This window comes from Hyphomonadaceae bacterium BL14 (assembly GCA_027627705.1).
In the GTDB taxonomy this organism is placed as follows: domain Bacteria; phylum Pseudomonadota; class Alphaproteobacteria; order Caulobacterales; family Maricaulaceae; genus Oceanicaulis.
This window is the reverse complement of the sequence record CP091242.1, coordinates 2,838,715-2,864,422: the sequence shown is the minus strand read 5'-3', so window position 1 is coordinate 2,864,422 and position 25,708 is coordinate 2,838,715. Positions and strand designations below refer to the sequence as shown.

The 25,708-nt window shown below is 58.0% G+C and carries 19 protein-coding genes and 5 pseudogenes; 10 read left to right on the top strand and 14 right to left on the bottom strand.

Annotation, left to right across the window (positions count from 1 at the left end):
• Window positions 1-100 precede the first annotated feature (100 nt).
• The 4 genes from L2D00_13920 to L2D00_13905 all read right to left on the bottom strand — a co-directional run bounded on the left by L2D00_13920 (window position 101) and on the right by L2D00_13905 (window position 3,661).
• Window positions 101-1,225: a choloylglycine hydrolase family protein gene (locus tag L2D00_13920; GenBank protein WBQ12928.1), complete on the bottom strand. Its 1,125-nt coding sequence runs from the start codon at window positions 1,223-1,225 to the stop codon at window positions 101-103.
• Between the two features lie 194 nt (window positions 1,226-1,419).
• Window positions 1,420-2,522, bottom strand: a protein-coding gene (locus L2D00_13915; protein WBQ12927.1) for an IS3 family transposase whose coding sequence is annotated in 2 segments (ribosomal slippage) — window positions 1,420-2,261 and window positions 2,261-2,522 — 1,104 coding nt in all. Because the reading frame shifts where the segments join, the coding sequence is not laid out codon by codon here.
• Between the two features lie 2 nt (window positions 2,523-2,524).
• The gene (locus L2D00_13910) at window positions 2,525-3,322 is read right to left on the bottom strand and encodes an IS3 family transposase (protein ID WBQ12926.1); all 798 of its coding nucleotides are present in this window, start codon (window positions 3,320-3,322) and stop codon (window positions 2,525-2,527) included.
• Window positions 3,323-3,364: 42 nt separating this feature from the next.
• On the bottom strand, window positions 3,365-3,661 hold the full coding sequence (locus tag L2D00_13905) for a transposase (protein ID WBQ12925.1): 297 nt from the start codon (window positions 3,659-3,661) through the stop codon (window positions 3,365-3,367).
• A 391-nt stretch (window positions 3,662-4,052) separates the two neighbouring features.
• Between L2D00_13905 and L2D00_13900 the strand changes: the two genes are divergently transcribed.
• The 3 genes from L2D00_13900 (at window position 4,053) to L2D00_13890 (ending at window position 6,760) form a co-directional block, all read left to right on the top strand.
• On the top strand, window positions 4,053-5,018 hold the full coding sequence (locus L2D00_13900) for a hypothetical protein (protein WBQ12924.1): 966 nt from the start codon (window positions 4,053-4,055) through the stop codon (window positions 5,016-5,018).
• Window positions 5,019-5,099: 81 nt separating this feature from the next.
• The gene (locus L2D00_13895) at window positions 5,100-5,423 is read left to right on the top strand and encodes a hypothetical protein (GenBank protein WBQ12923.1); all 324 of its coding nucleotides are present in this window, start codon (window positions 5,100-5,102) and stop codon (window positions 5,421-5,423) included.
• Between the two features lie 23 nt (window positions 5,424-5,446).
• Window positions 5,447-6,760: a hypothetical protein gene (locus tag L2D00_13890; protein ID WBQ12922.1), complete on the top strand. Its 1,314-nt coding sequence runs from the start codon at window positions 5,447-5,449 to the stop codon at window positions 6,758-6,760.
• A 74-nt stretch (window positions 6,761-6,834) separates the two neighbouring features.
• On the opposite strand, the pseudogene L2D00_13885 reads toward L2D00_13890, so the two are convergent.
• The 4 genes and pseudogenes from L2D00_13885 to L2D00_13870 all read right to left on the bottom strand — a co-directional run bounded on the left by L2D00_13885 (window position 6,835) and on the right by L2D00_13870 (window position 9,560).
• Window positions 6,835-7,254: pseudogene (locus L2D00_13885) on the bottom strand (transposase).
• A gap of 268 nt (window positions 7,255-7,522) precedes the next feature.
• Window positions 7,523-8,212, bottom strand: coding sequence for a ParA family protein (locus L2D00_13880; GenBank protein WBQ12921.1), 690 nt, complete (start codon window positions 8,210-8,212; stop codon window positions 7,523-7,525).
• A gap of 158 nt (window positions 8,213-8,370) precedes the next feature.
• A complete protein-coding gene (locus tag L2D00_13875) occupies window positions 8,371-8,685 on the bottom strand; it encodes a polymer-forming cytoskeletal protein (protein ID WBQ12920.1) in 315 nt (104 codons plus the stop codon).
• A gap of 87 nt (window positions 8,686-8,772) precedes the next feature.
• A protein-coding gene (locus L2D00_13870; GenBank protein WBQ12919.1) for an IS5 family transposase occupies window positions 8,773-9,560 on the bottom strand; the annotation gives its coding sequence in 2 pieces (ribosomal slippage) (window positions 8,773-9,227 and window positions 9,227-9,560; 789 coding nt in all).
• Between the two features lie 225 nt (window positions 9,561-9,785).
• Here L2D00_13870 and L2D00_13865 point away from each other — a divergent pair.
• Window positions 9,786-10,112: pseudogene (locus L2D00_13865) on the top strand (integrase core domain-containing protein).
• A gap of 529 nt (window positions 10,113-10,641) precedes the next feature.
• Here L2D00_13865 and L2D00_13860 read toward each other — a convergent pair.
• Window positions 10,642-10,764: pseudogene (locus L2D00_13860) on the bottom strand (IS5/IS1182 family transposase).
• 93 nt (window positions 10,765-10,857) lie between these two features.
• On the opposite strand from L2D00_13860, the gene L2D00_13855 reads away from it, so the two are divergent.
• Window positions 10,858-13,434 carry an EAL domain-containing protein gene (locus L2D00_13855; protein ID WBQ12918.1) on the top strand — a complete coding sequence of 859 codons (2,577 nt, stop codon included), beginning with the start codon at window positions 10,858-10,860 and terminating at the stop codon, window positions 13,432-13,434.
• A gap of 727 nt (window positions 13,435-14,161) precedes the next feature.
• Here L2D00_13855 and L2D00_13850 read toward each other — a convergent pair.
• The 4 genes and pseudogenes from L2D00_13850 to L2D00_13835 all read right to left on the bottom strand — a co-directional run bounded on the left by L2D00_13850 (window position 14,162) and on the right by L2D00_13835 (window position 18,997).
• Window positions 14,162-15,187, bottom strand: a complete 1,026-nt coding sequence (locus L2D00_13850; GenBank protein ID WBQ12917.1) for a hypothetical protein — start codon at window positions 15,185-15,187, stop codon at window positions 14,162-14,164.
• Window positions 15,188-15,638: 451 nt separating this feature from the next.
• The gene (locus L2D00_13845; GenBank protein ID WBQ12916.1) at window positions 15,639-16,538 is read right to left on the bottom strand and encodes a LysR family transcriptional regulator; all 900 of its coding nucleotides are present in this window, start codon (window positions 16,536-16,538) and stop codon (window positions 15,639-15,641) included.
• Between the two features lie 820 nt (window positions 16,539-17,358).
• Window positions 17,359-18,131, bottom strand: a pseudogene (locus L2D00_13840) (IS5 family transposase).
• Window positions 18,132-18,209: 78 nt separating this feature from the next.
• A protein-coding gene (locus L2D00_13835) for an IS5 family transposase (protein WBQ12915.1) occupies window positions 18,210-18,997 on the bottom strand; the annotation gives its coding sequence in 2 pieces (ribosomal slippage) (window positions 18,210-18,664 and window positions 18,664-18,997; 789 coding nt in all).
• Window positions 18,998-19,331: 334 nt separating this feature from the next.
• Here L2D00_13835 and L2D00_13830 point away from each other — a divergent pair.
• From L2D00_13830 to L2D00_13810, 5 genes and pseudogenes are all read left to right on the top strand, one after another.
• Window positions 19,332-19,919 carry a hypothetical protein gene (locus L2D00_13830; GenBank protein ID WBQ12914.1) on the top strand — a complete coding sequence of 196 codons (588 nt, stop codon included), beginning with the start codon at window positions 19,332-19,334 and terminating at the stop codon, window positions 19,917-19,919.
• Between the two features lie 150 nt (window positions 19,920-20,069).
• On the top strand, window positions 20,070-20,861 hold the full coding sequence (locus L2D00_13825; GenBank protein ID WBQ12913.1) for a LamG domain-containing protein: 792 nt from the start codon (window positions 20,070-20,072) through the stop codon (window positions 20,859-20,861).
• A 321-nt stretch (window positions 20,862-21,182) separates the two neighbouring features.
• A complete protein-coding gene (locus L2D00_13820; protein WBQ12912.1) occupies window positions 21,183-22,934 on the top strand; it encodes an ATP-binding protein in 1,752 nt (583 codons plus the stop codon).
• 121 nt (window positions 22,935-23,055) lie between these two features.
• Window positions 23,056-23,843 (top strand): IS5 family transposase gene (locus tag L2D00_13815; protein WBQ12911.1). Its coding sequence is split into 2 segments (ribosomal slippage): window positions 23,056-23,389 and window positions 23,389-23,843, totalling 789 coding nucleotides; the frame shifts between segments, so codons are not numbered across the junction.
• 174 nt (window positions 23,844-24,017) lie between these two features.
• Window positions 24,018-24,371: pseudogene (locus tag L2D00_13810) on the top strand (helix-turn-helix domain-containing protein).
• Between the two features lie 243 nt (window positions 24,372-24,614).
• Here L2D00_13810 and L2D00_13805 read toward each other — a convergent pair.
• Entirely contained in the window at window positions 24,615-25,646 is a 1,032-nt protein-coding gene (locus tag L2D00_13805; GenBank protein WBQ12910.1) for an IS110 family transposase, read from the bottom strand.
• Window positions 25,647-25,708 lie beyond the last annotated feature (62 nt).

The following is a 25,708-nucleotide window of genomic DNA, read 5'->3' as shown; positions in this document are numbered from 1 at the left end:
ATCCTCCTTAAATCACAACCCCAAACCTGTGCCATAGGTGCTGACGGGGGACAGCCATAGTCAAACGCGGTCAGCCTGCCCGAGGGGTGGTAGACGGCGTTTAAGGCGTGATGTCTCTTACCGTCTGACGTGCGCTTGCCCCCTCAGTGATTATCCGCATGCCCGGAGTGTCGAAGTCGATACGGTTCAGGTCGATGGTGCGAACCTCGCGATCAGACATCGTGTGAAAGAACATTCTGCGGGCGGTTAGATCCCATGCGGTCGTTATCTGGGTGGCACTCTCAATGTCGGCGGCGATGGTGTCGGTCGGCCCCGTTGCACCGACGGGGATGTTGAAGCTGTCGAGGATGCGAAACGCCTCGAAAACCGCTTCATTGCCGGTCTCAAGTGGTCTGCCAGAGGCGCTTAGCGCTACCGCGCGCACAAATCTGGAAGGGGGGGTAAAATCACCGGGCAGGCCCCGAAGCCCGGTGCCCGCCCCAAACGGCGCAAAGGTCTCCCCAGCGATTTCGACCGGAAGCTCCGCCACAGGTGACAGGCCAAGATAGTTTCGCAAATTAGTCAAATGCCAGCCGTAATCGGGGGAGTTGGTGATAACACCCATGAAGCTTTCATGGATTTGCACCTTCCCGCCATTGACAATCTCGATAACAATGCTGGCACCACTCGGGTCTTCAATTTTCCAATGGAAGGGCAAAGGGGCACCGCCGAAACGCGGATCTTCGACATTTACAACGCGCACCGCCTCAATATTGACGCGCACCTCGTCAACAGTCGCAAAGGACGATAGCATCCATCGCATCAGGTCGCCGACGCTGAGGGATCGCGCTGCCTGTGATGCCTCGTAAGGCGCAAAACTCGCGTACTCAGGAAAATAGTACATTCCCACGTACAGACCGGCTTCGTTCATGCCGTCAGGCCCGTACGGCTCCCCATAAGCGCCCAGCGAAATGAAACCGTAGCGCCCCGTCCAGGAGAGTCCGTTAAAACCCTCCGGGGTCTGGGCTGTAAACTGATGATCGCGCGGAAACAGCACAAGCGTGTCGTGGTCTGCATCGCTAAGAGCCCACTCGACGGTACGGGCGACAATCCGGCTGCCGTCTGACGCCCGAAGCGAGATGCCAGTGCATGCGGATGCCGGGATGATCGTTGTGCAAGCAAGTGACAGGACTGACGCTAAAAAACCAACCAATTTCACGGGTCGCATCTGGAAAAAACGCTTCATGCATACTCCTTTTAGAAGGAAATTTGCTTATATTAAACGGTCAAATGGGTTGGGACGCAAGCAACTTTGACGAACGTCCAATCGTCTCCCGTGACGTGACCCCCGACTTTCATCCAGCCGAAGCGAGAGTCCAGGGTTGATTTGCACTGAGCCCCAACGCTGGATCGCCGGAAGCTGGAGTTTTCCGGCTTTGATCACGGCGGCGGGCTGGCCATGCCGCAGTGATTATGCAGGTCGGCCGGGACGTTGTACCCGATCGCGCTATGAGGTCTGACCTCGTTGTAGTCTCTGCGCCAAGCCTCCAGCTTTTCGCGGGCGTCGGCAAGGCTCATGAACCAGTGCGTGTTCAGGCACTCGGCTCGAAGCTTGCTGTTGAAGGCTTCGATGAAGCCGTTATCCGTCGGCTTTCCGGGTCGGGAGAAGTCGAGCGTAACCCCGTTGGCGTAAGCCCAGAGATCCAGGTCGCGCGAGATGAACTCGCTGCCATTGTCGACCCGGATCGTTCCAGGATAGCCGATCTGGCTACAGACGCCTTCTAGCGTCTGAACGACGTCCTCGCCGCGATAGGTGAACCGCGGATCAGCTGCCGGGCAGTAGCGTGAGTGGGTGTCCCCCACTGTCAGAATGCGCAGCTTCGACCCCATGGCGAGCTGGTCGTGGACGAAGTCCATCGCCCAGACTTCATTCGGACCGGCCGCTTCCCGGCGGTCCTCGCGAAGCTTGGCCTTCACGCGCCGCTTGGGATGCTTGTTGCGCAGCTGAAGGCCTAACTCGCTGTAGATTCTGCGGGTCTTCTTGATGTTCACCACCCATCCCTCCCGGCGAAGCAGGACGTGAACCCGGCGATAGCCGTAGCGCACACGGGTCTGGCAGATCTCGCGTATTCTCTGCTCAAGGCCGGCCTGGCCGGGTCGGCGGGACTGGTAGTGGTAGGTCGAAGTGTCGAGGGGAAGGACCCGGCAGGCCCTTCGGATCGACACGCCCCAGTCCACCAGCATCCCGTCAACCAGCTCGCGCTTGCGGACAGGCCTTAGAGCTTTCGGCGGATCACATCCTGCAACATCTCCCGGTCAAGCGTCAGATCAGCGACAATCTTCTTCAGTCGTGTGTTCTCGTCCTCCAGCTGCTTCAGCCGGCGCATCTCGTCCGGCAGCAGCCCGCCGTATTTCTTTTTCCAGTTGAAGTAGGTCGCCTGACTGATACCAGCCTTGCGGCAGATCTCCGCAACCGGCGTTCCGGACTCACCCTGCTTCAGGATGAACGCCTTCTGCGCCTCAGTGAACTTCGATGCCTTCATGGTCATCCGCTCCTATCCCAGCCCAGGAAAACGTAGCGGAAAACTCCAACTTCAAACGATCCAATTTCCTGGGGGCAGAGCACCGCCTTTGCCTGCGAACCGGTCTCCCAAGCATGCAGGTAAACGCCCTCATACTTCAGGGATCGCCACAGGCGTTCGATGAAGATGTTGTCGATACAGCGCCCTTTGCCGTCCATGTATATGCGGATGCCCGCCCGCTTGAGCGTGTCGGTCCAGACCAACGACGTGAACTGGCTGCCCTGGTCGGCGTTCATGATCTCCGGCGGCCCGAACCGGCAGACCGCCTCGTTCAGCGCCTCCACGCAGAACCCGGCCTCAAGCGTGTTGGAGATGCGCCAGGCGAGCACCTTGCGGGTATGCCAGTCCATGATCGCGACCAGGTACAGGAAGCCGCGCCGCATCGGCAGATAGGTGATGTCCGCGCACCAGACCTGGCCCAGCCGATCCACGCGCAGGCCGTGCAAGAGATAGGGATAGATCTTGTGTCCCTTGGCCGGCCTGCTGGTATCGGGCTTCTGGTAGATGGGCATCAGGCCCATCAGGCGCATCAGCCGGCGTACGCGCTTCTGATTTACCTGGTGGCCACCGTTGCGCAGATGCCAGCACATCTGGCGCACACCATGGAACGGCGTCTCCAGGAACTGCTCGTCGATCTGGCGCATCAAAGCCAGGTTCGTCTCGCTCTCGCCTTTAGGCGTGTAGTAGAACGAGGACCAGGCAAGCGACAGCAGGACACATTGCCGGCCGATCGACAGGGCTGGGTGGCTCGGCTCGATCATCGCGGTTCGGGATCAGCCTCGAACCAGTGGCGGCTCGATCCCTCACCACTTCCCGCCCCAGGGCTTGAGCTTTCTGGACAAAAAATCGTTGGCGACCGCCAGCTCGCCGATCTTCGCGTGAAGCTCATGGACCTGGGCCTCGTCGATGTCCGGCTTGCGCCTGCCTCCACGTTCAAAGACGCCGGGCGCGCCCTCCAGAAGCGCGCGCTTCCACTGATGGATCATCGTGGGATGAACCTCAAACCGGCTCGCCAGCTCAGCCGCGGTCTCTTCGCCATTCAGCGCCTCCAGCGCCACTTTCGCCTTGAACTCAGGCGCATGCTGCTTGCGTTTCGACATCTGTGATCTCCTCATCGTCGAGGGTCAGCAGACAGCAAATCGTAGCCGACGTCAGTGTCCGAATTTCAGGGAGTAGCTCAGTTTTTCTCTGACACCTCCCCCTGAACAGTCCATCCTTGGTGCCCGGTGGGCGTCCCAACCGCAAAAAGACTTGGTTCGCCAGCAGGCGATTGTCGCAAAATGGCACAAGACCGGCAGGCATGTGCCATATCCCAACTGGAAAGCGAGGCGGCGCAGTAAGACTAATCGCTAATTTACGCTCGGTTTTCCTTTGTAGACGCATTCATTTTCATTTAACAATTAATTGCGCCAACCCAGTAACTGGCTTCCATATTGCGATGTCCCCTCTGCCCGCCACGTCCGGCGGTGTGACGAACAAAAGGAGACAACCATGTATCGTCAGATGATGACGGCGGGCTTGCTGGCTTCGGTGTCCATGCTGGGCCTCGCCGCGGCTGCGGAAGCCCAGACCAACAATGTGCGCAACAACCAGAACAACTGGGCCCAGACGCGCGCGCAGCTCAATGCAGACATCAACTCTGTGAGCGAGTCGGTGAGCCTGACCTCGGCTGCCATCGGCAACTCGTTCAGCGCCGAGCTGGGCGGCGTGACCACGCTGAACAATGTCCAGCGCGCCGACAACAACGCCTCGGCCACCGCCTACATCAACGCCCATGACGCGCTGGGCGGGCTGAACGCCACGGTGGCCACCATCGGCAACTCGGCCTCCATAGAGGTCGATGGCCTGGGCGCCTCGGGCCTGAGCACCGTCAACAACGACCAGCGTGCGGTTTGGAACCGTCAGTTCCACTCCCACCTGACCATTGACGCCTCGGACATCCAGGCCCCCGACGCCAGCGATGTGGCGATCGATGGCACCGTGGCCTCCATCGCCAACTCACTCTCGGTCACCGGAAGCGGAAATATGGAGGCCACCAACTTCCAGCACTTCCATGGTGATGTTCAGTCCTTCCTGAACGCCGACCTCAACAATGTCACCGGCTCGGTGAACTTCACCTCCGCCGCCATCGCCAACTCCGCGTCCTATGATATCGGCGATTCATCCCAGTTCAGCCTGACCAACACCCAGTGGGCCAATTATGACCCGCAGGCCTGGTCGAATGTGAACGTGGGCGACATCAACGGCGATTTCAGCTCGACCACGGCGGCGATCTCCAACTCGCTGAGCGTGTCTACCCTGCCGGAAACGGCTTCACTGAACATCAACAGCCAGCAGATGAACAACGCCTATACTGGCGCCACCGCCAATATCCAGCTTGGCGATGTGACCGGAGCCGTGTCGCTGACCACCGCGGCCATCGGCAACTCGGTGAGCATCAGCAACCTGCCGCGCTAGGCGGATAGGCCAGCCGGGCGGTGCGCCATACGTGCCGCCTGGTTTTCTTTCAACCTTATCGTCAGATGCCGGAGACGGGCTGTGATCACGCGCAGATGGTCAGAGGTTTTCACTTGCCACCACGCCTGGTTCGGGGACTTGCCTGCGTGCGCGGGTGTGATCCGATTGCTCTCAGAAGCCCGCGAGGGGGCGCCCGTGCTTAAATATGCTGCCTGCCACTGCATTCGATCCGAGGTCGAGCAGGCTCAGATCGAGGTTGAAGAGAGCGGCGTCATTGTCATGGGCGCGCAGTACAGCATCAGCCTGAGCCCGCATGAAATGACACATCAACTGATCAACCAGCACCGCCGCCGGTTCGGCCGTGCGCCGCGGTTCAACACGCAATGGAAAGCTTTTTTGTCCTAAATTGGACCTGTCGGATACAAGGAATGATCAAGATGAGCATGGCCCATTCAACGCGACGCGTCAGCGCGGCAATCGGTTCAGCCTTGGCTGCTCTGACCCTGTCGGCCTGCGCCACATCTAGCATGTCTGAGCCCGTGCAGCCCTTGCAAGGGCCGGCGGAAGTCGTGCTTGAGACACAATATACTGAGGCTCTGCAATGCTTGGCAGACCATGCGCGCACGCAAGCCTTTCCGCCACCCCGGATCGCCGTCGGGCACATCACGGATTTCACGGGAGCGAACGATTATTTTTCTGGGCGCCGGCTGACCCAGGGCGCCGCACTGATGGCCATGACCGCGCTCGCAGACGCTGGCATGAGAGTTGTGGAGCGCTTCGATATGGGCGTGATTCAGGCCGAGCTGGGATACACCCAGAGCGGGCTGGTGCGAGACAGCGACACACAACTGCGTGAGGTTCAGCTCGGTCAGATGCAGGGCGCTGACCTCTATATTGTGGGCGGTCTGACTGAATTTAATCCCAATATCCGCTCGAGTGGCGCGAACTTGTTTGTTGGCAGCGACTCCGCCACGGGTGGCGCAGGAGCCCTTGGTATCAACAACTTCGTTGTCGATGTCGGGATAGACCTGCGGCTGATCGATGTGCGCTCAAGTGACGTGCTGTCCGTGCGCGCCTTCCGCAAACAAATTATTGGGCGGGAAGTGGAAACAGGCGTGTTCCAGTTCCTGACTGGAGGCGTCATCGACATCAATGCAGGCGGCCGGTCTCTAGAGCCGGTCCAGACCGCAGTCAGGACCATGATTGACCGCGCTGTGTTCGAGTTCGTCGCCGCCCTTTATAATCTCGATCCGGTCGAATGTCTGGGCGAACAGGCCGCACGCGCCATCGCCGCTAGTGGGACGTTCGAGCGGCGCGGGGCAGACGCGCAGGCCATCACCGCCCAGGCCGCCCTGCCGGCAAACGCCCAGTCTGCTCAGATTTCGGCTTCCGTCAGTTCAGATCACTCTTCTGATACGCAGGATTTGAACAGGAGGCCTGCGCCACACTCGCCCCCCCCCGCCAACCCAACCCACATTTACTCGGTACATCTGGAATCTTATCGTCAACGAGAGCACATGAATTCGGGATGGAACTCGATCCTAGAGGCTTACGGGCCCTTACTCGTTGGCTTGAGCCCAGGGATCGACGAAGTGGAGCTGCGAGGTAGCGGTCCCCAAGGCCGATTTTTCCGGCTGATCGCAGGACCGCTGCCTGACGAACACGCGGCAAGACAACTTTGCGAGCAGCTCTCGGCGCGTGATCAGTATTGCCAGCCCTACAGGTTTACACCTAGGGGATGAGACCCGCTGCCTGACAAACCGAAAGCGCATGGCAGGCCAACAATTCTGGGCGGTATAATTAGAGCGGTTTCCATTCATTCGGGTTCATATCGGCAGGATTTGAAGTAGTTGGCGCATTCGTCGAGCTGGAAGATCTCGACGAGCTTGCCAATCAGGTCCCACAAGCCGCTGACGGTTCGCTCGCCGGCTTTGCGCAGCATGGCCTTGAGGCGTGAGAACGCCTTTTCTATGGGATTGAAGTCGGGGCTGTATGGAGGGAGGAAGCGCAGGCTGGCACCGGCCGCCTCGATACGCTGGCGCACCGCCGCCCGTTTGTGGCTCGACAGTTTGTCCATCACGACGATGTCGCCGGGGCGCAGCTCTGGCACGAGCACCTGGGCCACATAGGCCTCGAACCAGTCGCCGTTGATCGGGCCATCCAGCACCATTGGCGCGACCATTCCGGTAATGCGCAGCCCGGCCACCAGCGTGGTGGTCTCGCGGTGACCGTGCGGGAAGCTCATCCGCAGCCGTGCGCTCCAGGCGCGCGCGGCCGACGAGATCAATCTGCTGCCAGAGGGGTCAGCGATCGCTCAGATGCTCGCCGACTACGTCGTAATGAGGGGGCAGGCGCGGGCGTGTGGCGACGGAATGCTCGAGTTGTAACGCGACGTGGACCTTGCTAAGCGGAGTCAACCTGCCGCGTGAAATGGGCGAGCTTCCAGTAAGCTAAGACTCGTTCGCATTTCTCTGACACCACTCCGTGGTCAATACGCACCGCTTTCACCGCGTCTGCTTCTGAAGCGCGAAAATCTCTGACGACATCCATTGGAAGAAGTCCCCATCGTCGCGGAACACGGATGCGATGTTCGTGTCGCCAGGCTCAAAGTGGAAGACATCGCGCAGAACGCGCGAGAAGGCCAGCGTCGAAGCGATCTGGATGGAGCGGTCGCGGAAAATATCGCGGATGCGCTTGGCGTCGTCCTCGCTGAAGACTTGGTTGGGCACGACCACGATCTGCGGCCAAAAGCCGGTCAGCTCGGTCACGCGAGCCGCCGCATCTTCAAGCTCGGGCAGGTAGGCCCTGGTGGCTATGATGTCAGCGTCCGACACAGACACCGGAACAAAAATCAGACCGGGTGCGATAGCCGGGACCATCGTGCCCGCAGGAAACCCGGAAGGCGTGTCGACAAACAGCGTGTCGCTGTCGGCGCGGCAGCCGTCCAGCGCGGAGCGCACAGCTTCGGGCGAGACCTTGTGGCCTTCGCCATACTCGTCTGCAAGATAAAAGGACTTCACGCCCGAATCGGCAAACCGGCGCAAGGCGTTATAGGTCGTGCGCAGACGATCGAAATCGACGACACACACCCGGGCATTGCGTGTCGCGGCGTAGTGAAGGGCGCTGAGGAACGCAATCGTACTCTTGCCGGTGCCACCTTTTGCGTTTGCAAACATGACGGTGGTGCAGGTCACGACTGTTCCCCGAACTGTCCCAATGTCAGCACATCAGCAATGCGGGCCACTCTAGCTATTGGCGCCTTCGCTTTTGTCGCCCTTGGCGTCTGACCCCGGGTCAGCATCGGGCGCCGACTGGGCGATGGCCATCTGCAGATTGCTGAGCGAAGACACCCTTAGGAGCGATTGGAGGGGCCCTGAGTGTTGATCTGGCCAATGAGCTGGGCACCTTCATGGGCTTGCAGTGAGCCATAGGTAATGGTGCCTTCAATCTTGCCCGCCTCACGAATGATCAGCTTTCCTGACAGGATCAGCGTGTCTTCCACACTGCCCATAATGTCGGCGGTCTCGCTCGAAATGTCGCCTGCAACACGTCCCTGCTCGCCCACGATCAGGTGAACAGCGCGTAGTTTGCCGCTGAACTGGCCATCGATCCGGGCGGGGCCGCCCACCTCGAGAATGGCCCCCTCTACGGAGCATTTCTCCCCCATGAAGAACGATAAATCTTCACAGCCGTCAGGGATGCCGATCTTTCCAGTCCTGGTGATAGAAGTGCTGCTCATAAACCACCCGATAAGCTAGGTGCTGTTGACAAAGTACCGGAACCACAGGCGGATTGAAGCGAGATGGATGAAGCCGAGATAGCTGTCGGCGGTCTTGTCGTAGCGTGTGGCGAGGCGGCGTGAGCAGCGCAGCTTGTTGAAGCACCGCTCGATGCGGTTTCTCAGCCCATAGACGAAGTCGTCGATCTGGACGGGGTTCTTGCGGTTTCGGCGCGCCGGGATCATCGGCACGGCGCCGGCGGCTTCCAGCGATGTTCGGATATTGTCGCTGTCATAGCCTTTGTCGGCCAGCAGGACGCGCGGGACTGAGCCATGCGCGGCCATTACCGCCTCATAACCTTTGTAGTCGGAGACTTCACCGCCGGTGATCTCAGCGGCTATGGGCAGCCCTTCAGCGTTGGTGCGAAGGTGTATTTTGGTCGTGAAGCCACCTTTTGAGCGCCCAAAACCCTGTTTTTGAGTCCCCCTTTAGCGCCCGCAGCCTGATGGTGCGCGCGAACGATAGTGGAATCGACCATTTGAAGACTGTCGGGTACGGCCCCGCTCTCGCCCAGCGCTTCCAACATCACCTCCCACACGCCTGACAGCGTCCAGCGGCGGAACTGGCGGTAGACCCGCGTCCACGGACCGAAATAGTCGTGAAGATCACGCCAGGGCGCGCCGGTGCGCGCGATCCAGAACACGCCGTCCAGCACGCGGCGATGATCAGAAGGCGGGCGGCCCCGCTTGCCTCCGGTCGCCACCACGAAAGGCGCAAAGAACGCCCACTCCTCGTCCGTCATCAAACCGCGAACCAAGACCACCTCCCAAAAGCCAGTCTTGAATCACGCTTCGGGCGGGTTGGGAATCCACTTCGTCAACAGGTCCTAATACGTTATCAGCTCCCATACCCATGCTCGTACGCGACTTCAATCCTGAAAACTTGGCGCATTGACATGACTGCATCACAGCGCGGATCAGGGGTGCCTGAGCTACTCCCCATTGGCTGGACGGTCTGCGAGATCCAGCGGATGCGCGCCAAAGGAGAGCTATTCCGTTGACATTCCTTCGATCTCGCTTGCGCTGAGCTTGATATCGATCACCGTCTGACCAGGCCAAACCACCCGTGGACGAATGGCCAGGTCGAACGCATGAACCGCACACTGAAAGAAGCTGCCGTTCGGCGTTATTATTACTCTAGCCACGACGCGCTGCGCCAGCATCTCGAGACCTTCGTCGCGGCCTATAACTATGCGGAAAGGCTGAAAGCCCTCCGCGGCCTCACACCATACGAGCACATCGTCAAATGCTGGACCGAGGAGCCAAACCGGTTCATGAATGATGCAATCCATCACACCTTGAGACTAAACATCTAGCATAGGCTAGGCCCCTTAGAAGGGCAGCCGGTATTCGTTTCCACATGAACGTCTCCCACCACCGGAGGTGTTGCGTGTTGTATGGCTCAGCGCGTGCGTTGGCTCTTGCGGAACGCCTCAAAAGAGACATTGCGGTGCCCTATGATGGATTGCAGGATAGGCGTGCCAGGAAACAAGGCGGGCGGCGCCAGAGACGCCGCCCGAAGGGATGGTAATGTTCGCAATGTGAAGAACAAATCCACGCGGAATGGGACGTTTGGAAGATCTGCCCTTCATCGGTTAGGTTCGGGCACACGAACGCCCACGGCAAGTTAATTCCTGTTGTGACTACAAGCGCTATCTGAGTATGGCCCGCGGTGAACGTGCTGCGCACGAGCCCTTGCAGGTCGCGCACGCCCTCAGCAGGCAATGCGGCTGCGCACAAGGCACAAACGCGATCACGGTTCTGGATGGGCAAGATGGAGCTAGAAATGCTTCGGGCGGCGCTGAGGGAACGCCAACCGAAGCAAAGCCTAGGGTCCAGACTCATTCATAACCAGAAGGCGACGAGGACGGCGAGGGCGACGGCTGATAGGAAGTTTCTGGCGAGTTTGTCGTAGCGTGTGTCGATGCGCCTGAAGTCCTTGATGCGGCAGAAGGCGTTTTCGACAATGAAAGTGCGGTAAGCACAATTTGATTGTGCTGCCAGCCTTAAGCAGTCGTTAGTTCGCGCGCGCGACGGTCCCCGCAGTAGAAGGGGGACGTCATGGGCCTGGTGTCAATTCTTGCGTCTTTGGTCTTGTTGGCGAGCCAAGGCGCTGCCAGGAGCGATGATCGCGTCGCCGCGGAGGCGTACGACGCGCGCATTCAGGAGGCGCGCGCCGCCATGATGGCGGACCCCCAGGCGGCCCTGGACGCTGCGCTTGGCGCTTATGAGGCTGCGGGCTCACCCCAGTCCGAGGCGTATCGTGAGCGCACTGCACAGGCGCGGTGGCTTGAAGCGGAGTCCCTGATGCGTCTTGGGCACCCGGCCGAGGCGGCCGCGGCCCTGGAGTATGCCGTCGATACTCTGGGCGCGGACGCGCCGCCCAGCCAGCTGCGGGGCGATATCCTCATGTCCCGTGCCCGCATCGCCATGCTTCAGCCCGACTTTGAGGCGGCGCTGGCGGCCTTTGTCGCTGCGCGTGAAATTTTTCAGCTTCTGGACTCGCCCAGAAGTGAGGCCATGGCGTTGCAAGGACTTGGCTGGATTTACACGGAGGCCAGACAATATGATGAAGCGCTCAATTTCTACAACCGGGCCATGGACCGTCATCGCGACAATTCACTCGATCTTGCTGCCCTCAACAATCGCGCCAATGTTTACAGACAATTGAACCGGTTTGAAGATGCGCTTTCGGATTACCGTGCCGCGCTGGACATGGCGCTGGCCCTGAACAGTTCGATTTTGAGCGTCAGAATTCTAAGCAATATCAGCGCATTGCATGTTCTGGGAGGAGATCTGGAAGAGGCCGCCCATACTCTTGAGCGGGCAAGGGAACAGGCCCCGGACCTAGGCGATTCCGACTGGAGCCGAACGATGAGCGGGGTTGAGGCGCTGATCGCTTCCGGCCGGGGCGACCTGCGAGGTGCAAGAGCCGCCCTTGAGCAGACCTTCTCCGGCCTGAGCCTCGATGCGACACCACAGCACTATCTTGAGTTCCATGAACTGGCGGTGGAGGTCTTTGAGCGGCTGGGCGAGCCGGCGGCGGCGCTGGCTCATTTGCAGTCGTTCAAGCGTCTCGATGACCAGGCGCGCGACATCGCTGCCTCCGCCAGCTCGGCTGTGGTCGCTGCCGAGTACAATTTTGCGGAGCAGAATTTCCAGCTGCAACAATTGCGCGCTGAAAGGCTCGAGCAGGATGTCCGCACCGCCGCCATAGCCGAGCGCGCCAGGCTCACAACCTTCTCAGGCATCCTCGCACTGATCGTCGGCCTCCTGATCCTGGCATATTCACGCTATCGCGTTGAGCGCGCCCGGAAGCTGGCGCTAAAAGACGCGCTGTATACCGACCGTGACACGCGGTTGCCAACGAGCGAAGCGCTGGTGCACCAGGTGCGCCAATACAAGGAGGCCGGGCGATCCACATACGCGCTTGCAATCAAAGTGCACCGGTACGTGCAGTTGCAGTCCGCACTCGGCACTGTGCCTGCAGCCGGTCTGCTCCCGGTCTTGAGCGCGCTTCTGTGGGCGCATTACAGGCGTGATCAAATCGGTGTGATCGCCCCGGGGACACTGTGTGTGATCCTGGATGGCGGGCACGGCGGTGCTGTCGATCATCAAACGCTGAATGCTGACATAGCCAGGATCAAAAACCTCCTTAGCGACGCGGTCGAAGTTGCTGGTATCGTGATTGATATCCACTTGACGTTCGGCGCGGCCGCAAACACTGCGGGAACTCTAGCTGTCGGGGATTTCCGGCATGCGCTAGCCGCTGCTACAAAAGCAGAGCAAGAGCGCCGCTTGTTTGTGATCCATGATCCGGTCGGTCAGGAGGCCTGCTTGCAGAACCTCACTATTCTGAGCCGACTGAGCTCCAGCCTCTCAAGCGGAGACATAAAGCTTCACTATCAGCCAAAGTTTAATCTGCACACGGGGCGCTTCGATAGTGCAGAAGCCCTCATGCGTTGGACCGACCCGAGCCATGGCTATATTTCTCCTGACGTCTACATCCCGCTAAGCGAAGAAACCGGACAGATTCGCAAGCTAACAGAATGGTCTCTGAAACAAGCTCTCAACGATCAAGCGAATTTCAGGGATGCGGGGTTCCCCATTGCAATTGCAGTCAATATATCGGGCGCTCTTTGCAATGATCCGAATTTTGTCAACTTTGCTGCCAAAATAGCAAAGCAATCATCCGGAGGCCTGATATTTGAAGTTACCGAAAGTGCGATTATGCATGATCTGGAAGCTGCGTTGGAATCGTTTGAAACATGGCGTCAATCGGGCGCAAAAATTTCGATTGACGATTATGGGACGGGGCACTCTTCTCTTGCCTATCTCAAGCGCATCCCGGCCGATGAACTCAAACTTGACAGAGCGTTTGTCAAAGATCTGCCTGCACAATGCCGAGACCGCTTGCTGGTCAAGTCAACGATAGATCTGGCTCACCACCTTGGCCTCAAACTGACCACCGAGGGCATTGAGGATGAGGAGACGCTCAAGATCGTCAGATTGCTCGGTGCCGACCACGCTCAGGGTTACGGACTGTGCCGCCCTGTCCAGTCGATTAATCTGGTTGGCTTCTTGCAGCGGCACGATGGTGTTGTTCCCGACTCCGCTGACCGCAAAGCGCCGCACTGACCCGAATGATCAATCGTATGATTGAGTCTGCGCCATGGCGCTTCAGCGCCTTGAGGCCCAGTACGCGCGAAGGCGCACTCGGTTTGGTTTGGATCGTTTCTCCAAGCCCGCGCACTCCAGTTCATACGACAGTGCGTGCTGGCTGACGTAGGCCGGCTGGTACAGCGCCCTTAAGGGGCGCGCTCTGCCACACTGCAGGAGGGTTACGTGCTCCTGGCGAGTTGCTGGCCGCCCCTGGCGCGATCGGCCGGGGTGGATGCCAAAGCCCTATCGATCCACATGGCGAGACGAGAGCAAGCAGGAAACCTGGACAGCTTTTACCTGCGACGAGGCAAAAGCCACGCCGGCTATTCTTGTCATTGCCCAAACAGGCCTGGTGTGGCGCCAAGCGGATTTGCGGCATAACAATCTACATCGAAACCAGGCCCCCCGCAGCACGTACAACTTTGCAAGACTGGCCTGCGGCGTCCAGGTCGTGACATGTCCCAATTGTTCTGGAGGCCTGCAGTGCTTGTTCGTACAAATTAATTATGTTCAACGCCTTTCAGCTGGCGCTATAAGAACGCAGCGCAAAATAATTGGGTTTTTAAAAATGAGAGATCAGTTGGGAAAACTCTTCTTTGTTTCATGTTTGGTTGTTGTTCTTATGGTTTTATTGGGTGGATAGTGAAATTTATATCAATTACGGATTTAATAATTTGGAATTTTGGTTTTCGTTGCGCTTGTTTTAAAGAATAATTATAGAAACAAATTTACTATCACGTTCAAAATAGATCGTAGCATTATATATTTTCATTAAATATTGTAAAATTTCATGCAGGCAAAGTTGCTCTCTAAATACAGCCCTCAGGCCCGATGTTATTTCGTTCATGTCGCCCTTAAAATAGCTCTCGCAATGGACATATTCGTAGGACGTAGTCATTCTGATCCCGGCCCCCGACGCGTCCCAAGTAGAGTGGTCCGATATGGCAACGCGGTCTGTAGGGCCAAGCAGCGCGCTCATGACATCAATCATCGTTGCCGCGATTGACAAGTGACCTGTTCTATTCGGATGATCGGACGCTCGAAGATTGAACATAATATGCGTATTTTCAGCGTGCATGTTTGTAATGTGGGTTACAATCTCGTCGCATGCTGCCGGGAGCGGCCCATTGGCACCCGTCGCCACCTCGTATGCCCTGACCCAGCGATCAATCTGATGCAGCGCTTGAAGGGAGGTCTGGCTGGTGGCAACGATTTCCCCCAGGTTTTCCATTGGAGCTGCGCGTTCGAGAGCTAGGACGGCGACGCGCAGGCGAGTAAATTGCTGCTTCATAAACAGATAAATATTCAGCCTTGGAATTTGATCCAGTTTAACTGGATCAAACTGATCGAGTGGGCTACTTTGGCGCACAAACAGCGCGATACTGCCTAATTCAGTTATCCCGTCTGACCACTTTAAGGGCGCCGCAGACACAGAAAGCCAGGTTATGCCTGCATTAGGAATGGATACGCCCATAGGGGTGGGTGGAACCGGAAGCCCGGTCTCTATCGCCAGCATGGCTGGGTGGCAGGGACCAGCGAACGCTGTTCCATCCGGATGCAGCGCTTGCCATCTCGGGTCCATGGAATCACGACCCAGCAAAACGTCATGACTCAAGCCAAGCAAATCGCAGGCAGATGTGTTGGCCGCTACGATCTGCCCATCCGGCGCGTGTACAACAGCTCCCTGTGGCAGAAAATCGATAAGTCCTTGAATCCAATTTATATCCAAATGAGCCTCGCTATCTCAAATAAAGAGTGCCAGTTCCTTTTGTGAGCCAAATTAAAACAACCTAACCTCTTCGCGCCTAAAGTCGGTTGGACACGAAAAGCCTGTAGATAAAATTTTCAAAGCGCCCCCCCTATTTTTAGGGGTGTGTGCCCATAACCCGACGCTACGCCCGCATCTAACGATGACCCCTACGGGATCGCCCCCGCTTGCAGCCGCTATCAGTGACGACCATGACATCCGGACCGAGGCAGTTCAAGTCTGTGCATCAGGCTGTGGCGACTGAAGCAAGCTGGCAGGCTCCGAATACGCGCCCGGAGCGCTTGGCCCGTGCGGACTGCCGGGGAACTTCAATGCCCGTGTGGTCATGAGGCGCGGCGGCGAAACGCATGGAGTGCGCCTTTCCGGGTGCGATCGCCTCAAAACAGGATGCATAGGTGCGCGATGAAACGGCCTATCGAGTTTGTCTGCGCCCGCAGTAGCGAGCGCTGTATTCGCTAAAGGTGGGCCAGTCCAGTGATACAGGTGATGACCGGTTGGTCAAAAGGCCGTATGGTACGGTTTCATTTGCCCAGCTGACCTCACGGCAATGGCCACCCCAAAAATGTTCTGCAATGTTCGCATCGGTGCAGAGAAAAAAGTGTGCGGATTTGATGGTCTTTAATATATCGCGGATTGTTCCCTTGCAGTTGCCCCTGTGGCCGATCTCTGGAGTTGCGCTAGATGCATCAATAAAGCTCTGATAAAAAATTCTGTCAGCAACAGAGTATTCCTGATTGCCAATTATTGTAATACGCGATTTCAAATTGGGGCTGGCTGCGATCTGACTGGCCGTGTCACTACAATGCGAAACAACGAAGAGTCGAAGGTCTCCAATCTTTGTGAATAAAGCGTTTTGGATCTCACTTTCATTATATGCCGCAACAGCGAATTCAAATTGACCCGAGTGAACCTTTTGTCCAATAATTGAATTCAATGCTACATTGTGGTTTGCGGCCTTGATTCCGACCCGCTCCAGAGCTTTCAGGAAGGGTGTAATGCCAGGTCCAATCATGCACGCGTCTGAAATGCCGAACTCAATGACCTTGCTGAGCGAAACCGAGCCAAGGAAGTTTGCCATCTCATCATCAAACTCGCTCACCAGGCGGCTGGAAAGCTTGTAAAAGTCATTCCCGCGAGGCGTCGGGCTGACGCCTGTCCTCGTTCTTTCAAGTAGCTCCACACCCACTTCCTCTTCGAGGAGTGCGATCGACCGGGACAGGGCCTGCTGTGTGACGCCGACGGCCTGCGCGGCAGCGGATATCGAGCCATATTTGACAGCGCAATGAAAATGCCGGAGTTTTTTCAGGTCCATTTCGAGTTTCCTAAAATGCTTTAAAAAAAACGTGTCGCCTATCATTGGATTGGAAATATAGGGTCACGTATTTATTCACCCAAAATTTTTTCAGTGAATGACAGTCGTTCGCAGGCCGCTTTCTCTTCCCAAAAAGTACGAAAAGGCACCGTATTTTGATCAGCCATATAATATTTGTGGATGAAGAAATCGTTTGTGGTTCAAGCGCTGCTTTATCTGGCTTTTGTTTCCGGGAGGGCGTTCTGACTGAGCGAACCGGTTTTGGGGCATCCCATGGCACCAGAGCCATGGTGACGGCTCGCTGCGGGGTGAAGCGGTGCCGCTGCCGGGAAACCCATGGCCCTTTCACAGCCTGACTGTTCGATCGTCTGAAGTGGACGCGGCACCCGAGCTTCATCAGGCCTGCGGACGTCGTTTCACGATGCATAGTTGTTTCCTCTTATCCGTCAAGCCGCCAGACAGAGCGGGTAAATAAATGGCCGCAAGATCGAAGCCAATTATTGGCCTAGGGAAATTAATGGTAAAATAAAAAATAATGTGCTTACCAAAGACGGCCGATCGTAAATTGGCGATTAGCCTTATCGCGCCGCCTGACTTTCCTGATTCAATCTGTCACATGCTTTGGGGATTTGTCACATTTTGCGACAATTTCCCTCCGGCCAGGCAAGCCCTGGATAGTGTCACCTCAGCGCGAAAGGGCGGGGGGCGCGACTCAGCTCAAGCGTCGTTTCGCTCCCGGTTGCTCGCGCGTACTCTGTAAGCCGTTGCCCCGCTCAGTGAGGGTCGGGTGCCCCCCCCTCGACCTAGGGTCCAGACTCATTCATAACCAGAAGGCGACGAGGACGGCGAGGGCGACGGCTGATAGGAAGTTTCTGGCGAGTTTGTCGTAGCGTGTGTCGACGCGCCTGAAGTCCTTGATGCGGCAGAAGGCGTTTTCGACGAGGTGGCGGTCGCGGTATCTGGCCTTGTCGTAGACGATCTTGCGCTTGCGGTTGATGCGGCCCGGGATGACGGGGACCTTGCCCTCCTGGCGCAGGCTTTTGCGGATCGCGTTGGCGTCATAGCCCTTGTCGGCGATGAGGTAGCGCGCGCCTGCCGCGCGGTGGAGCAACAGGCCCGCGGCCTTCACGTCAGATGCATGGCCCGGCGTCAGGTCGAAGGCGTAGGGCCGCCCGAGCGTGTCGGTGAGTGCGTGGACCTTGGTCGTCTGGCCGCCGCGCGAGAGGCCGATCGCCTGATTTTTCGCCCCGTCCGACAGCTTCGCTCTCGAACTCCACCGTGGGCCGAGCGGTGCGCTTTCACGTAGGTGCTGTCGATGGAGGTCGATTTCGTGACCGCCCCGGACACCGCCAGAGCTTCGACGAGATTGGCCCAGAAGCGCCGACGGGACCAGCGATTGAACCGGTTGTAGATCGTTGTCGAGGGACCGTATTCGGGCGGGCAGTCGCACCATCGGGAGCCGGTCTTCAGGACATGAATGATGCTCGAGATCACGCGCCGGTCATCGACACGCCGCGCCCCAGGCTGGTTCCTCGGAACATGCGGTTCAATCAGCGCCCATTGCGCATCACTCAGCCAAAACAGCCGCGCCATACACCATCCTCCAACAGCCTCCAGCCGTTGGAATCATGATTTACACATGTCCATCAACAGGCTGATTGGGTTTGGACCCTAGGTGCTGTTGACAAAGTACCGGAACCACAGGCGGATTGAAGCGAGATGGATGAAGCCGAGATAGCTGTCGGCGGTCTTGTCGTAGCGTGTGGCGAGGCGGCGTGAGCAGCGCAGCTTGTTGAAGCACCGCTCGATGCGGTTTCTCAGCCCATAGACGAAGTCGTCGATCTGGACGGGGTTCTTGCGGTTTCGGCGCGCCGGGATCATCGGCACGGCGCCGGCGGCTTCCAGCGATGTTCGGATATTGTCGCTGTCATAGCCTTTGTCGGCCAGCAGGACGCGCGGGACTGGGCCATGCGCGGCCATCACCGCCTCATAACCTTTGTAGTCGGAGACTTCACCGCCGGTGATCTCAGCGGCTATGGGCAGCCCTTCAGCGTTGGTGCGAAGGTGTATTTTGGTCGTGAAGCCACCTTTTGAGCGCCCAAAACCCTGTTTTTGAGTCCCCCTTTAGCGCCCGCAGCCTGATGGTGCGCGCGAACGATAGTGGAATCGACCATTTGAAGACTGTCGGGTACGGCCCCGCTCTCGCCCAGCGCTTCCAACATCACCTCCCACACGCCTGACAGCGTCCAGCGGCGGAACTGGCGGTAGACCCGCGTCCACGGACCGAAATAGTCGTGAAGATCACGCCAGGGCGCGCCGGTGCGCGCGATCCAGAACACGCCGTCCAGCACGCGGCGATGATCAGAAGGCGGGCGGCCCCGCTTGCCTCCGGTCGCCACCACGAAAGGCGCAAAGAACGCCCACTCCTCGTCCGTCATCAAACCGCGAACCAAGACCACCTCCCAAAAGCCAGTCTTGAATCACGCTTCGGGCGGGTTGGGAATCCACTTCGTCAACAGGTCCTTGTATTTGATGGCGCGGATACGCGCGGCAGCTCAACTGGATCACTTGACCAATGATGGCGGAGGAGCACGCATAAAGACACTTATTCTTAGGAAAGTGCCTATAATGACAGGAAGTGAAATGAAGTGCTTGCTTGCGCAACGGCTCTAGAAGGGAGCGGTCATGACATCGGTGTCGGCGTATGCCGCGCCCCTCATTGCAGTGTCGAGAGCGCAAGCCTTGCAATCGTCCGCGGTTGCGAGCGCGATATCTTATGGCCAGCGCCCAGCCATGTCCATGGATGCCGTTTCGGCCATCCAGGTGACAAATGCAATCAGCCAGCGCCTGAACCATCTCAACCAGATCCGTGCGCTGGAGCGGGCCGACGGGCTCGTCAACGTGACCCTCGCCGCCGTGGAGGCTATCGAGGACACGCTCATGGAGATGAAGACGCTGTCGGTGCGCCTGCAGGACGCAAGCCTATCAGAGGATCATCGCGCCAAGCTGGCACAGGAGTATGGCGCGTTGGTCCCGCGCATAAGACAGATCACCGAAATGGCGACATTCGGCTCGCGCAATCTCATCAATCCGGAAGCGGCCAGCCAGTCCGGTGATGTGGCCCTGCCGGGCGGGATGAGCATCAACGCTGTCGATTTGCGGCCAGGGATTACAGGCGCGATCAGCGATATCGATCTTCTTGTTCCTCCGGCCCTGGAAAACCTGCGCGCTGCCTTTGACTTCGAAGGCAGCCTTAACCCAGTGGCCTGGACGAACGGCTTTGGCGGCGCGGTTTTGCAGCCTTTGAATGGCAGCTCTAATTTTTCTTTTGATGGGCCAAATAAAGACCAGTCCGCCAATGCGGAAGACCCATTATTTTAAGCAAATAATTCTTACTCGATTCCTCATTATTTAAATCGAACTATGTCATTCAATTTAAAAATTGATTTAATAAACAATGAATCGGACATAACAAATTTTATTTATTCTAAGTATAATTGGACAACTGGGTCTGCTAGATACGTTGGATTAATGACGCAAAAAACGACTGGCAATATTTTACTAACGGTGGGAGCGCAAGATTTCATCTTTTCAACAGGCGGCACACTCAAGCCTGGTGATTGGGCCAATATAACCTTCACACAAAGTGGTGAGGGTGAAACGCGTGGAGATCTAAAGCTCTACTTTGATGGGACGCTGATCGCGAGCATCAATACACCGCTTCCAACCCAAATAGAGGATGGCGTCATCAGGCTGCACAATGGCCGCTTTAGCGATCTGGCAGTTTGGGACCGGGTTCTGGATGGTCAAGAGGTGGCGCAGGCAACCAATGCGATGAAGCGGGGGGTGCATAACTGGCGGCCAGAGATCGCCACGGCGGATTGGGCCTCAAAGATGTCGGCCCTTGACCAGTCGCTGGGCAATGTCCGGCAGGTCGCGCAGCAATACGGCGGCGCATCACGCTCTATCTCGGCCCGGATGAGCATGCAGCAGCGCATGACCGACATCATCGACGCCGGGATCTCCCGGCTGGTCAATCGCGATATTGAGCGGGTTGGGGCGCTTCAGGTGGCGGCCCAGGTCCACAACCAGCTGGCCCAGTCCATGGTGCAGACCCAGACCAGCATCATGAGCGCTCAGATCGGTCTCCTGTCCAACAGCCTGGCTCTTTTTGACTCCATCAATATCGGCGGGTTCGCGCCGGGGCGGCTGAGGCCTTTATCCACACCCAGCCTTTCAGCTAACATGAAGTTGACACTCAGCTCAACCATCGGTTCGGCCATCCCCTCCTCCACGCCCATGCGCCGCATCGAAAAGTTATAAAGGAGCCTTATGCCGGGCAATGGCCTGCCAGGATGAAGTTCGCGTTCAGGTTCCGCTCCACCCAAGGGTGATCAATGGCAGCGCCCCGTGCGGCGCTTGCGCCAGCGCTGCGACCCTCGGCTCCCAATTCGAAAGGGCCGCCCGGAGCGGGTCGAACGCGCCGGGCGCCGTGACCGCCGCCATCCCACATGCGGCTGCGCCCTCCTCGCGAAGGGCGCCGATCAAGTCTGGCGATTCAGCGCCTGATCTCAATGCGCCATTTATCAAAAATCAATCATTTGGCGCTATCCAAAATTTGGAATAATAAAGTGAAACTATTAAATGAAAAACTCTGATGTTGGCGGATTTGTTCTATTAAACCGCGGTCGCATTATATATATTTGCGATTATTTCGATAGATTTCTGGGGGAGCGGGTGAATGAGTTCCGTGGGGGCAAGTTTGAGCCCTTCGCTGGCGAGCTCGCATTGGCCCTTGGCCGGCGTAACACGGAAAGCCTGAGCAAACAGGAGATGACATGGGAGACCTGCCATGATGAAGTGGGCATTTGCGTCAAACGCTTCGTCCCAAACCCAGACATGTCCGAATCAGAATTGAGCGATCCGAGCCTCGTTCGCGCCCGTGAAATCATCCTTGCCTCGGTAACGCATGAGTTGCGCACACCGTTGTCGGGGCTGATTGGTGCATCAAACCTGTTAATGGAAACTTCTCTTGCCAATGACCAAAAAAATTATGTTGAGTTAATCCGAAAGGCTTCAGAGCACGCGTTGGGTATCATTGATGATATTCTGGATCTGGCCCGCATTGAAGCGGGTGAGATCGGCTTTCTGAAAGAGCCAGTCGACATCCGCGGGTTAATCGAGAGCACGATCGAGATCCTTGGATTTAAAGCCTCGGACAAGCGACTGACCCTAGATTATGTCGTTGAAACATCGGTGCCTAAAATCATCGAGTCGGACGAAAAGCGGCTCAAGCAAATCCTCTTCAATGTCGCCGGCAACGCCGTCAAGTTTACCGAAGAGGGTGGCGTGCTGATCCATGTGACCTACGACACGGGCGAGCTGAAATTCTCCATTATCGATACGGGGCCGGGTATTTCACCAACAGAACAGGCTCGGCTGTTCATCCCGTTTGAACGTGGCGCTGCCGAGCGGTCCGCGGTCCCCGGATCTGGGCTGGGTCTGGCCATTGTGCAGCGTCTGGTTACAAGTGCGGGCGGTACGATCAATGTCCGATCTTCACTCGGGAAAGGGGCCGAGTTTCAGATTACCCTTCCCGCCCCGGCACAGGAGCCGATGCCGGAGGATGCGGCCCTAAGCCAGATGGGGTGCGTGATCCTACCGGCCAATCACCTGCAGGGCTATGCGCTGCAGAGAACGATCGAACAAATGAACGGGCGTGCCAGGATCATCAATTTCAAATCCCTGGATGAAGCGCTGTCGCAGGAGAACGCCTCCGTGATCGCTTCAGAAGTCTATATGGATTCAATCAAGGATGACTTTGCCGACCGGCTCAGTCGCTTCATGATCATTACCCATAGTAAAGGTAACATAAAATCAGAGGCGGCCGGCGGCGCCTTCAAGTGGCTAACTTCGCCCCTGAGACCAGCATCGCTGAGCAAAGTGCTGCGGGCGGTGTCGCCGGACGAACTCGGTCAGGCCGCCAGAATCCAGACTGGATCGGAGACTCTGCTGAAGGAGTTAAGAATTCTCGTCGCCGAGGATGATCCGGTTAATGCTAAGATCATCGGCTTTATGCTGCGTCGGCATGGCGCGGAGGTGTTGATAGTTGAGACCGGCAAGGCCGCCCTTGATATCATCTTGAATCCACTGCTCGCGGTTGATTGCGCCATATTCGACATGAAGATGCCGGTCATGGGCGGGGTGGAGGCGGCGCGGCGTGTGCGTGCCCACGACGGGCCGGCGGGCCGCGTGCCGATCATCGGGCTGACCGCCCATCAGGCAGATAGCGAACGGCAGATGTGCGTGGCGGCCGGTATGGACGCTTTCATCACAAAGCCTGTCATCGCCGATTTTTTAGTGCAAAGCGTCCGCCGCTTGGTGGCCACTAGGTAGCGGCCCTAGGTTCGTAGCAACCCTGATCGCAATCCGATCCGCAGCGTTGCGAGCTTAGGACCTGTTGACGAAGTGGATTCCCAACCCGCCCGAAGCGTGATTCAAGACTGGCTTTTGGGAGGTGGTCTTGGTTCGCGGTTTGATGACGGACGAGGAGTGGGCGTTCTTTGCGCCTTTCGTGGTGGCGACCGGAGGCAAGCGGGGCCGCCCGCCTTCTGATCATCGCCGCGTGCTGGACGGCGTGTTCTGGATCGCGCGCACCGGCGCGCCCTGGCGTGATCTTCACGACTATTTCGGTCCGTGGACGCGGGTCTACCGCCAGTTCCGCCGCTGGACGCTGTCAGGCGTGTGGGAGGTGATGTTGGAAGCGCTGGGCGAGAGCGGGGCCGTACCCGACAGTCTTCAAATGGTCGATTCCACTATCGTTCGCGCGCACCATCAGGCTGCGGGCGCTAAAGGGGGACTCAAAAACAGGGTTTTGGGCGCTCAAAAGGTGGCTTCACGACCAAAATACACCTTCGCACCAACGCTGAAGGGCTGCCCATAGCCGCTGAGATCACCGGCGGTGAAGTCTCCGACTACAAAGGTTATGAGGCGGTGATGGCCGCGCATGGCCCAGTCCCGCGCGTCCTGCTGGCCGACAAAGGCTATGACAGCGACAATATCCGAACATCGCTGGAAGCCGCCGGCGCCGTGCCGATGATCCCGGCGCGCCGAAACCGCAAGAACCCCGTCCAGATCGACGACTTCGTCTATGGGCTGAGAAACCGCATCGAGCGGTGCTTCAACAAGCTGCGCTGCTCACGCCGCCTCGCCACACGCTACGACAAGACCGCCGACAGCTATCTCGGCTTCATCCATCTCGCTTCAATCCGCCTGTGGTTCCGGTACTTTGTCAACAGCACCTAAGCTATTCGAATTGTGTCTGCTTGAGGCGCAAGGCAGCGCCAACTTTTGCTGAAGAGCCGGAAGACCAAAACAATGGCCCTAGAGCGTGATCCTGCCTGATTGAATCGGATTTGGGATTCCCACGGGGTTCGAACTCTGATTCACACTGTCTTCCCGGACGGGAGGCCGGCGGACATGTCCAAGGCTTTATCTGTAGATCTTCGCAGCCGTGTCTTCGCCGCGGTGAAGGCAGGAGCGAACCACCGCGAGGCTGCGGCGCGATTTGGGGTCAGCGCAGCCAGTGTCAGCCGCTGGCGCCGACTGGATCGCGAGCAGGGCGACGTGCGCCCCGGGCCACTGGGTGGAGATCGCCGCTCTGGACGGGTGGAGGCGCAGGCTGCGCTGATCCTGTCCCTTCTCGACGAGACAGGCGACATCACGATCGAGGAGCTACGGGCTGCTCTGGCTGAACGTAGTCACACCTTCGGCTATGGCACGATCCATCGGTTCCTGAAGCGTCACGGCATCACGCGCAAAAAACGTATGGCCCGCCCCGTTTGCAAGCTGGATTTTGAGATCGTCTGAACAGTCTGCGTCAACGTATACGGTCTCGTGAGCATGCTCACGGCCAAGATGGAGATCCGCGCGTTCGGAGCCACAATAAAGACGCCGGCAACAAGTGCCATTTTTTTGGCCGGGCTTTCCAAACGCCGATCAACTGTCAGGCCATCTCCTCGATCCTTCCTGCAAACAACGTTAGCCTGCCCCCGCAGGGACAATCGGCCGGTCTCGTTATGCCCCCACAGGGTGGCCGCGTTCGAAGGTCGCGCCTTTGCGCAGAGCGGCCCAAGCGATGCGGGCCAGTTTGTTGGCCAGCGCAACCACGACAGCATTGCGGTGGACGCCGCGCTCGATCATAGCCGTGAGCCATCGCCCCAGCGGGGTGTCGCTTTGCGACAGCGAAGGCAGCGCCGCCCTGGCGCCGTGGATAAGCAAGGTGCGCAAATAGGTGTTGCCGCGTTTTGAGATGCCAAGCAGGCGTGGCTTGCCGCCGGTGGTGTGTTGTCGAGGCACAAGTCCAAGCCAGACGCCAAGATCGCGGGCTTTTGTAAAGCTGCTGGCGTTGCCGACGGCTGCAATCAGCGCCGTTGCATTCAAGACCCCGATGCAAGGAATGGAGGTGAGCCTCCGTGCCGCAGGATCATTGCGCGCCAGTTCGATGAACTCGCCGTTCAGGGCTTCGATCCGGGCATCGAGCTCGCGCCATTCAGTGCGCAGTTCGCCCACCAGTTGGCGCAGGCGTGGAGACAATGCCGCCCCCTCATCGGTCAGCATGCCATCGATACCCAGTTCCAGCTTGCGGCGTCCGACCGGGAAAAGGGTCCCGCGCTCCAGCAGGATCGCCCGCAGCTGGTTGATCAGGCTCCTCCGCTCGGCCACCAGTCGCGAGCGGACCCGGTGAAGCGTCTGGATATCCAGCTGCTCCTGGCTCTTTAGCTCGACAAAGCGCATCGTTGGACGCGAGGCCGCTTCGGCGATCCCTTCAGCATCGCGATCATCGTTCTTGTGTGCCTTAACATAGGGGCGCACGTACTCGGGCGACATCAGCCTGATCTCGTGCCCCTGCTTGGCAAAAACGCGTCCCAGATAATGAGCGCCGCAACAGGCTTCCATCGCGACCACGCAAGCTGGCAGCTTGGCGACATAGTCGATCAGCGTCTGACGACGCATCGTCCTGCGTACAACAACAGCACCTGATGCATCGACACCCACTATGCTGCAAGCGTTCTTGCCCAGATCCACACCAAGAATAAAAATAGACATCGGTCCGCTCCTTTCCCTGCTCATGAACCGGCATCGTATCCGAAGCCGGGGAAAAGGGGCGG

Excerpts from the sequence above, each read along its gene's own strand:
- L2D00_13890 (WBQ12922.1), top strand. The coding sequence starts at position 5,447 with ATGATCAAGATGAGCATGGCCCATTCAACGCGACGCGTCAGCGCGGCA.
- L2D00_13855 (WBQ12918.1), top strand. The coding sequence starts at position 10,858 with ATGGGCCTGGTGTCAATTCTTGCGTCTTTGGTCTTGTTGGCGAGCCAA.
- L2D00_13920 (WBQ12928.1), bottom strand. The coding sequence starts at position 1,225 with ATGAAGCGTTTTTTCCAGATGCGACCCGTGAAATTGGTTGGTTTTTTA.
- L2D00_13805 (WBQ12910.1), bottom strand. The coding sequence starts at position 25,646 with ATGTCTATTTTTATTCTTGGTGTGGATCTGGGCAAGAACGCTTGCAGC.
- L2D00_13830 (WBQ12914.1), top strand. The coding sequence starts at position 19,332 with ATGTCCATGGATGCCGTTTCGGCCATCCAGGTGACAAATGCAATCAGC.
- L2D00_13910 (WBQ12926.1), bottom strand. The coding sequence starts at position 3,322 with ATGATCGAGCCGAGCCACCCAGCCCTGTCGATCGGCCGGCAATGTGTC.
- L2D00_13900 (WBQ12924.1), top strand. The coding sequence starts at position 4,053 with ATGTATCGTCAGATGATGACGGCGGGCTTGCTGGCTTCGGTGTCCATG.
- L2D00_13825 (WBQ12913.1), top strand. The coding sequence starts at position 20,070 with ATGACGCAAAAAACGACTGGCAATATTTTACTAACGGTGGGAGCGCAA.
- L2D00_13875 (WBQ12920.1), bottom strand. The coding sequence starts at position 8,685 with ATGGGGGAGAAATGCTCCGTAGAGGGGGCCATTCTCGAGGTGGGCGGC.
- L2D00_13820 (WBQ12912.1), top strand. The coding sequence starts at position 21,183 with ATGAAAAACTCTGATGTTGGCGGATTTGTTCTATTAAACCGCGGTCGC.
- L2D00_13845 (WBQ12916.1), bottom strand. The coding sequence starts at position 16,538 with ATGGACCTGAAAAAACTCCGGCATTTTCATTGCGCTGTCAAATATGGC.
- L2D00_13905 (WBQ12925.1), bottom strand. The coding sequence starts at position 3,661 with ATGTCGAAACGCAAGCAGCATGCGCCTGAGTTCAAGGCGAAAGTGGCG.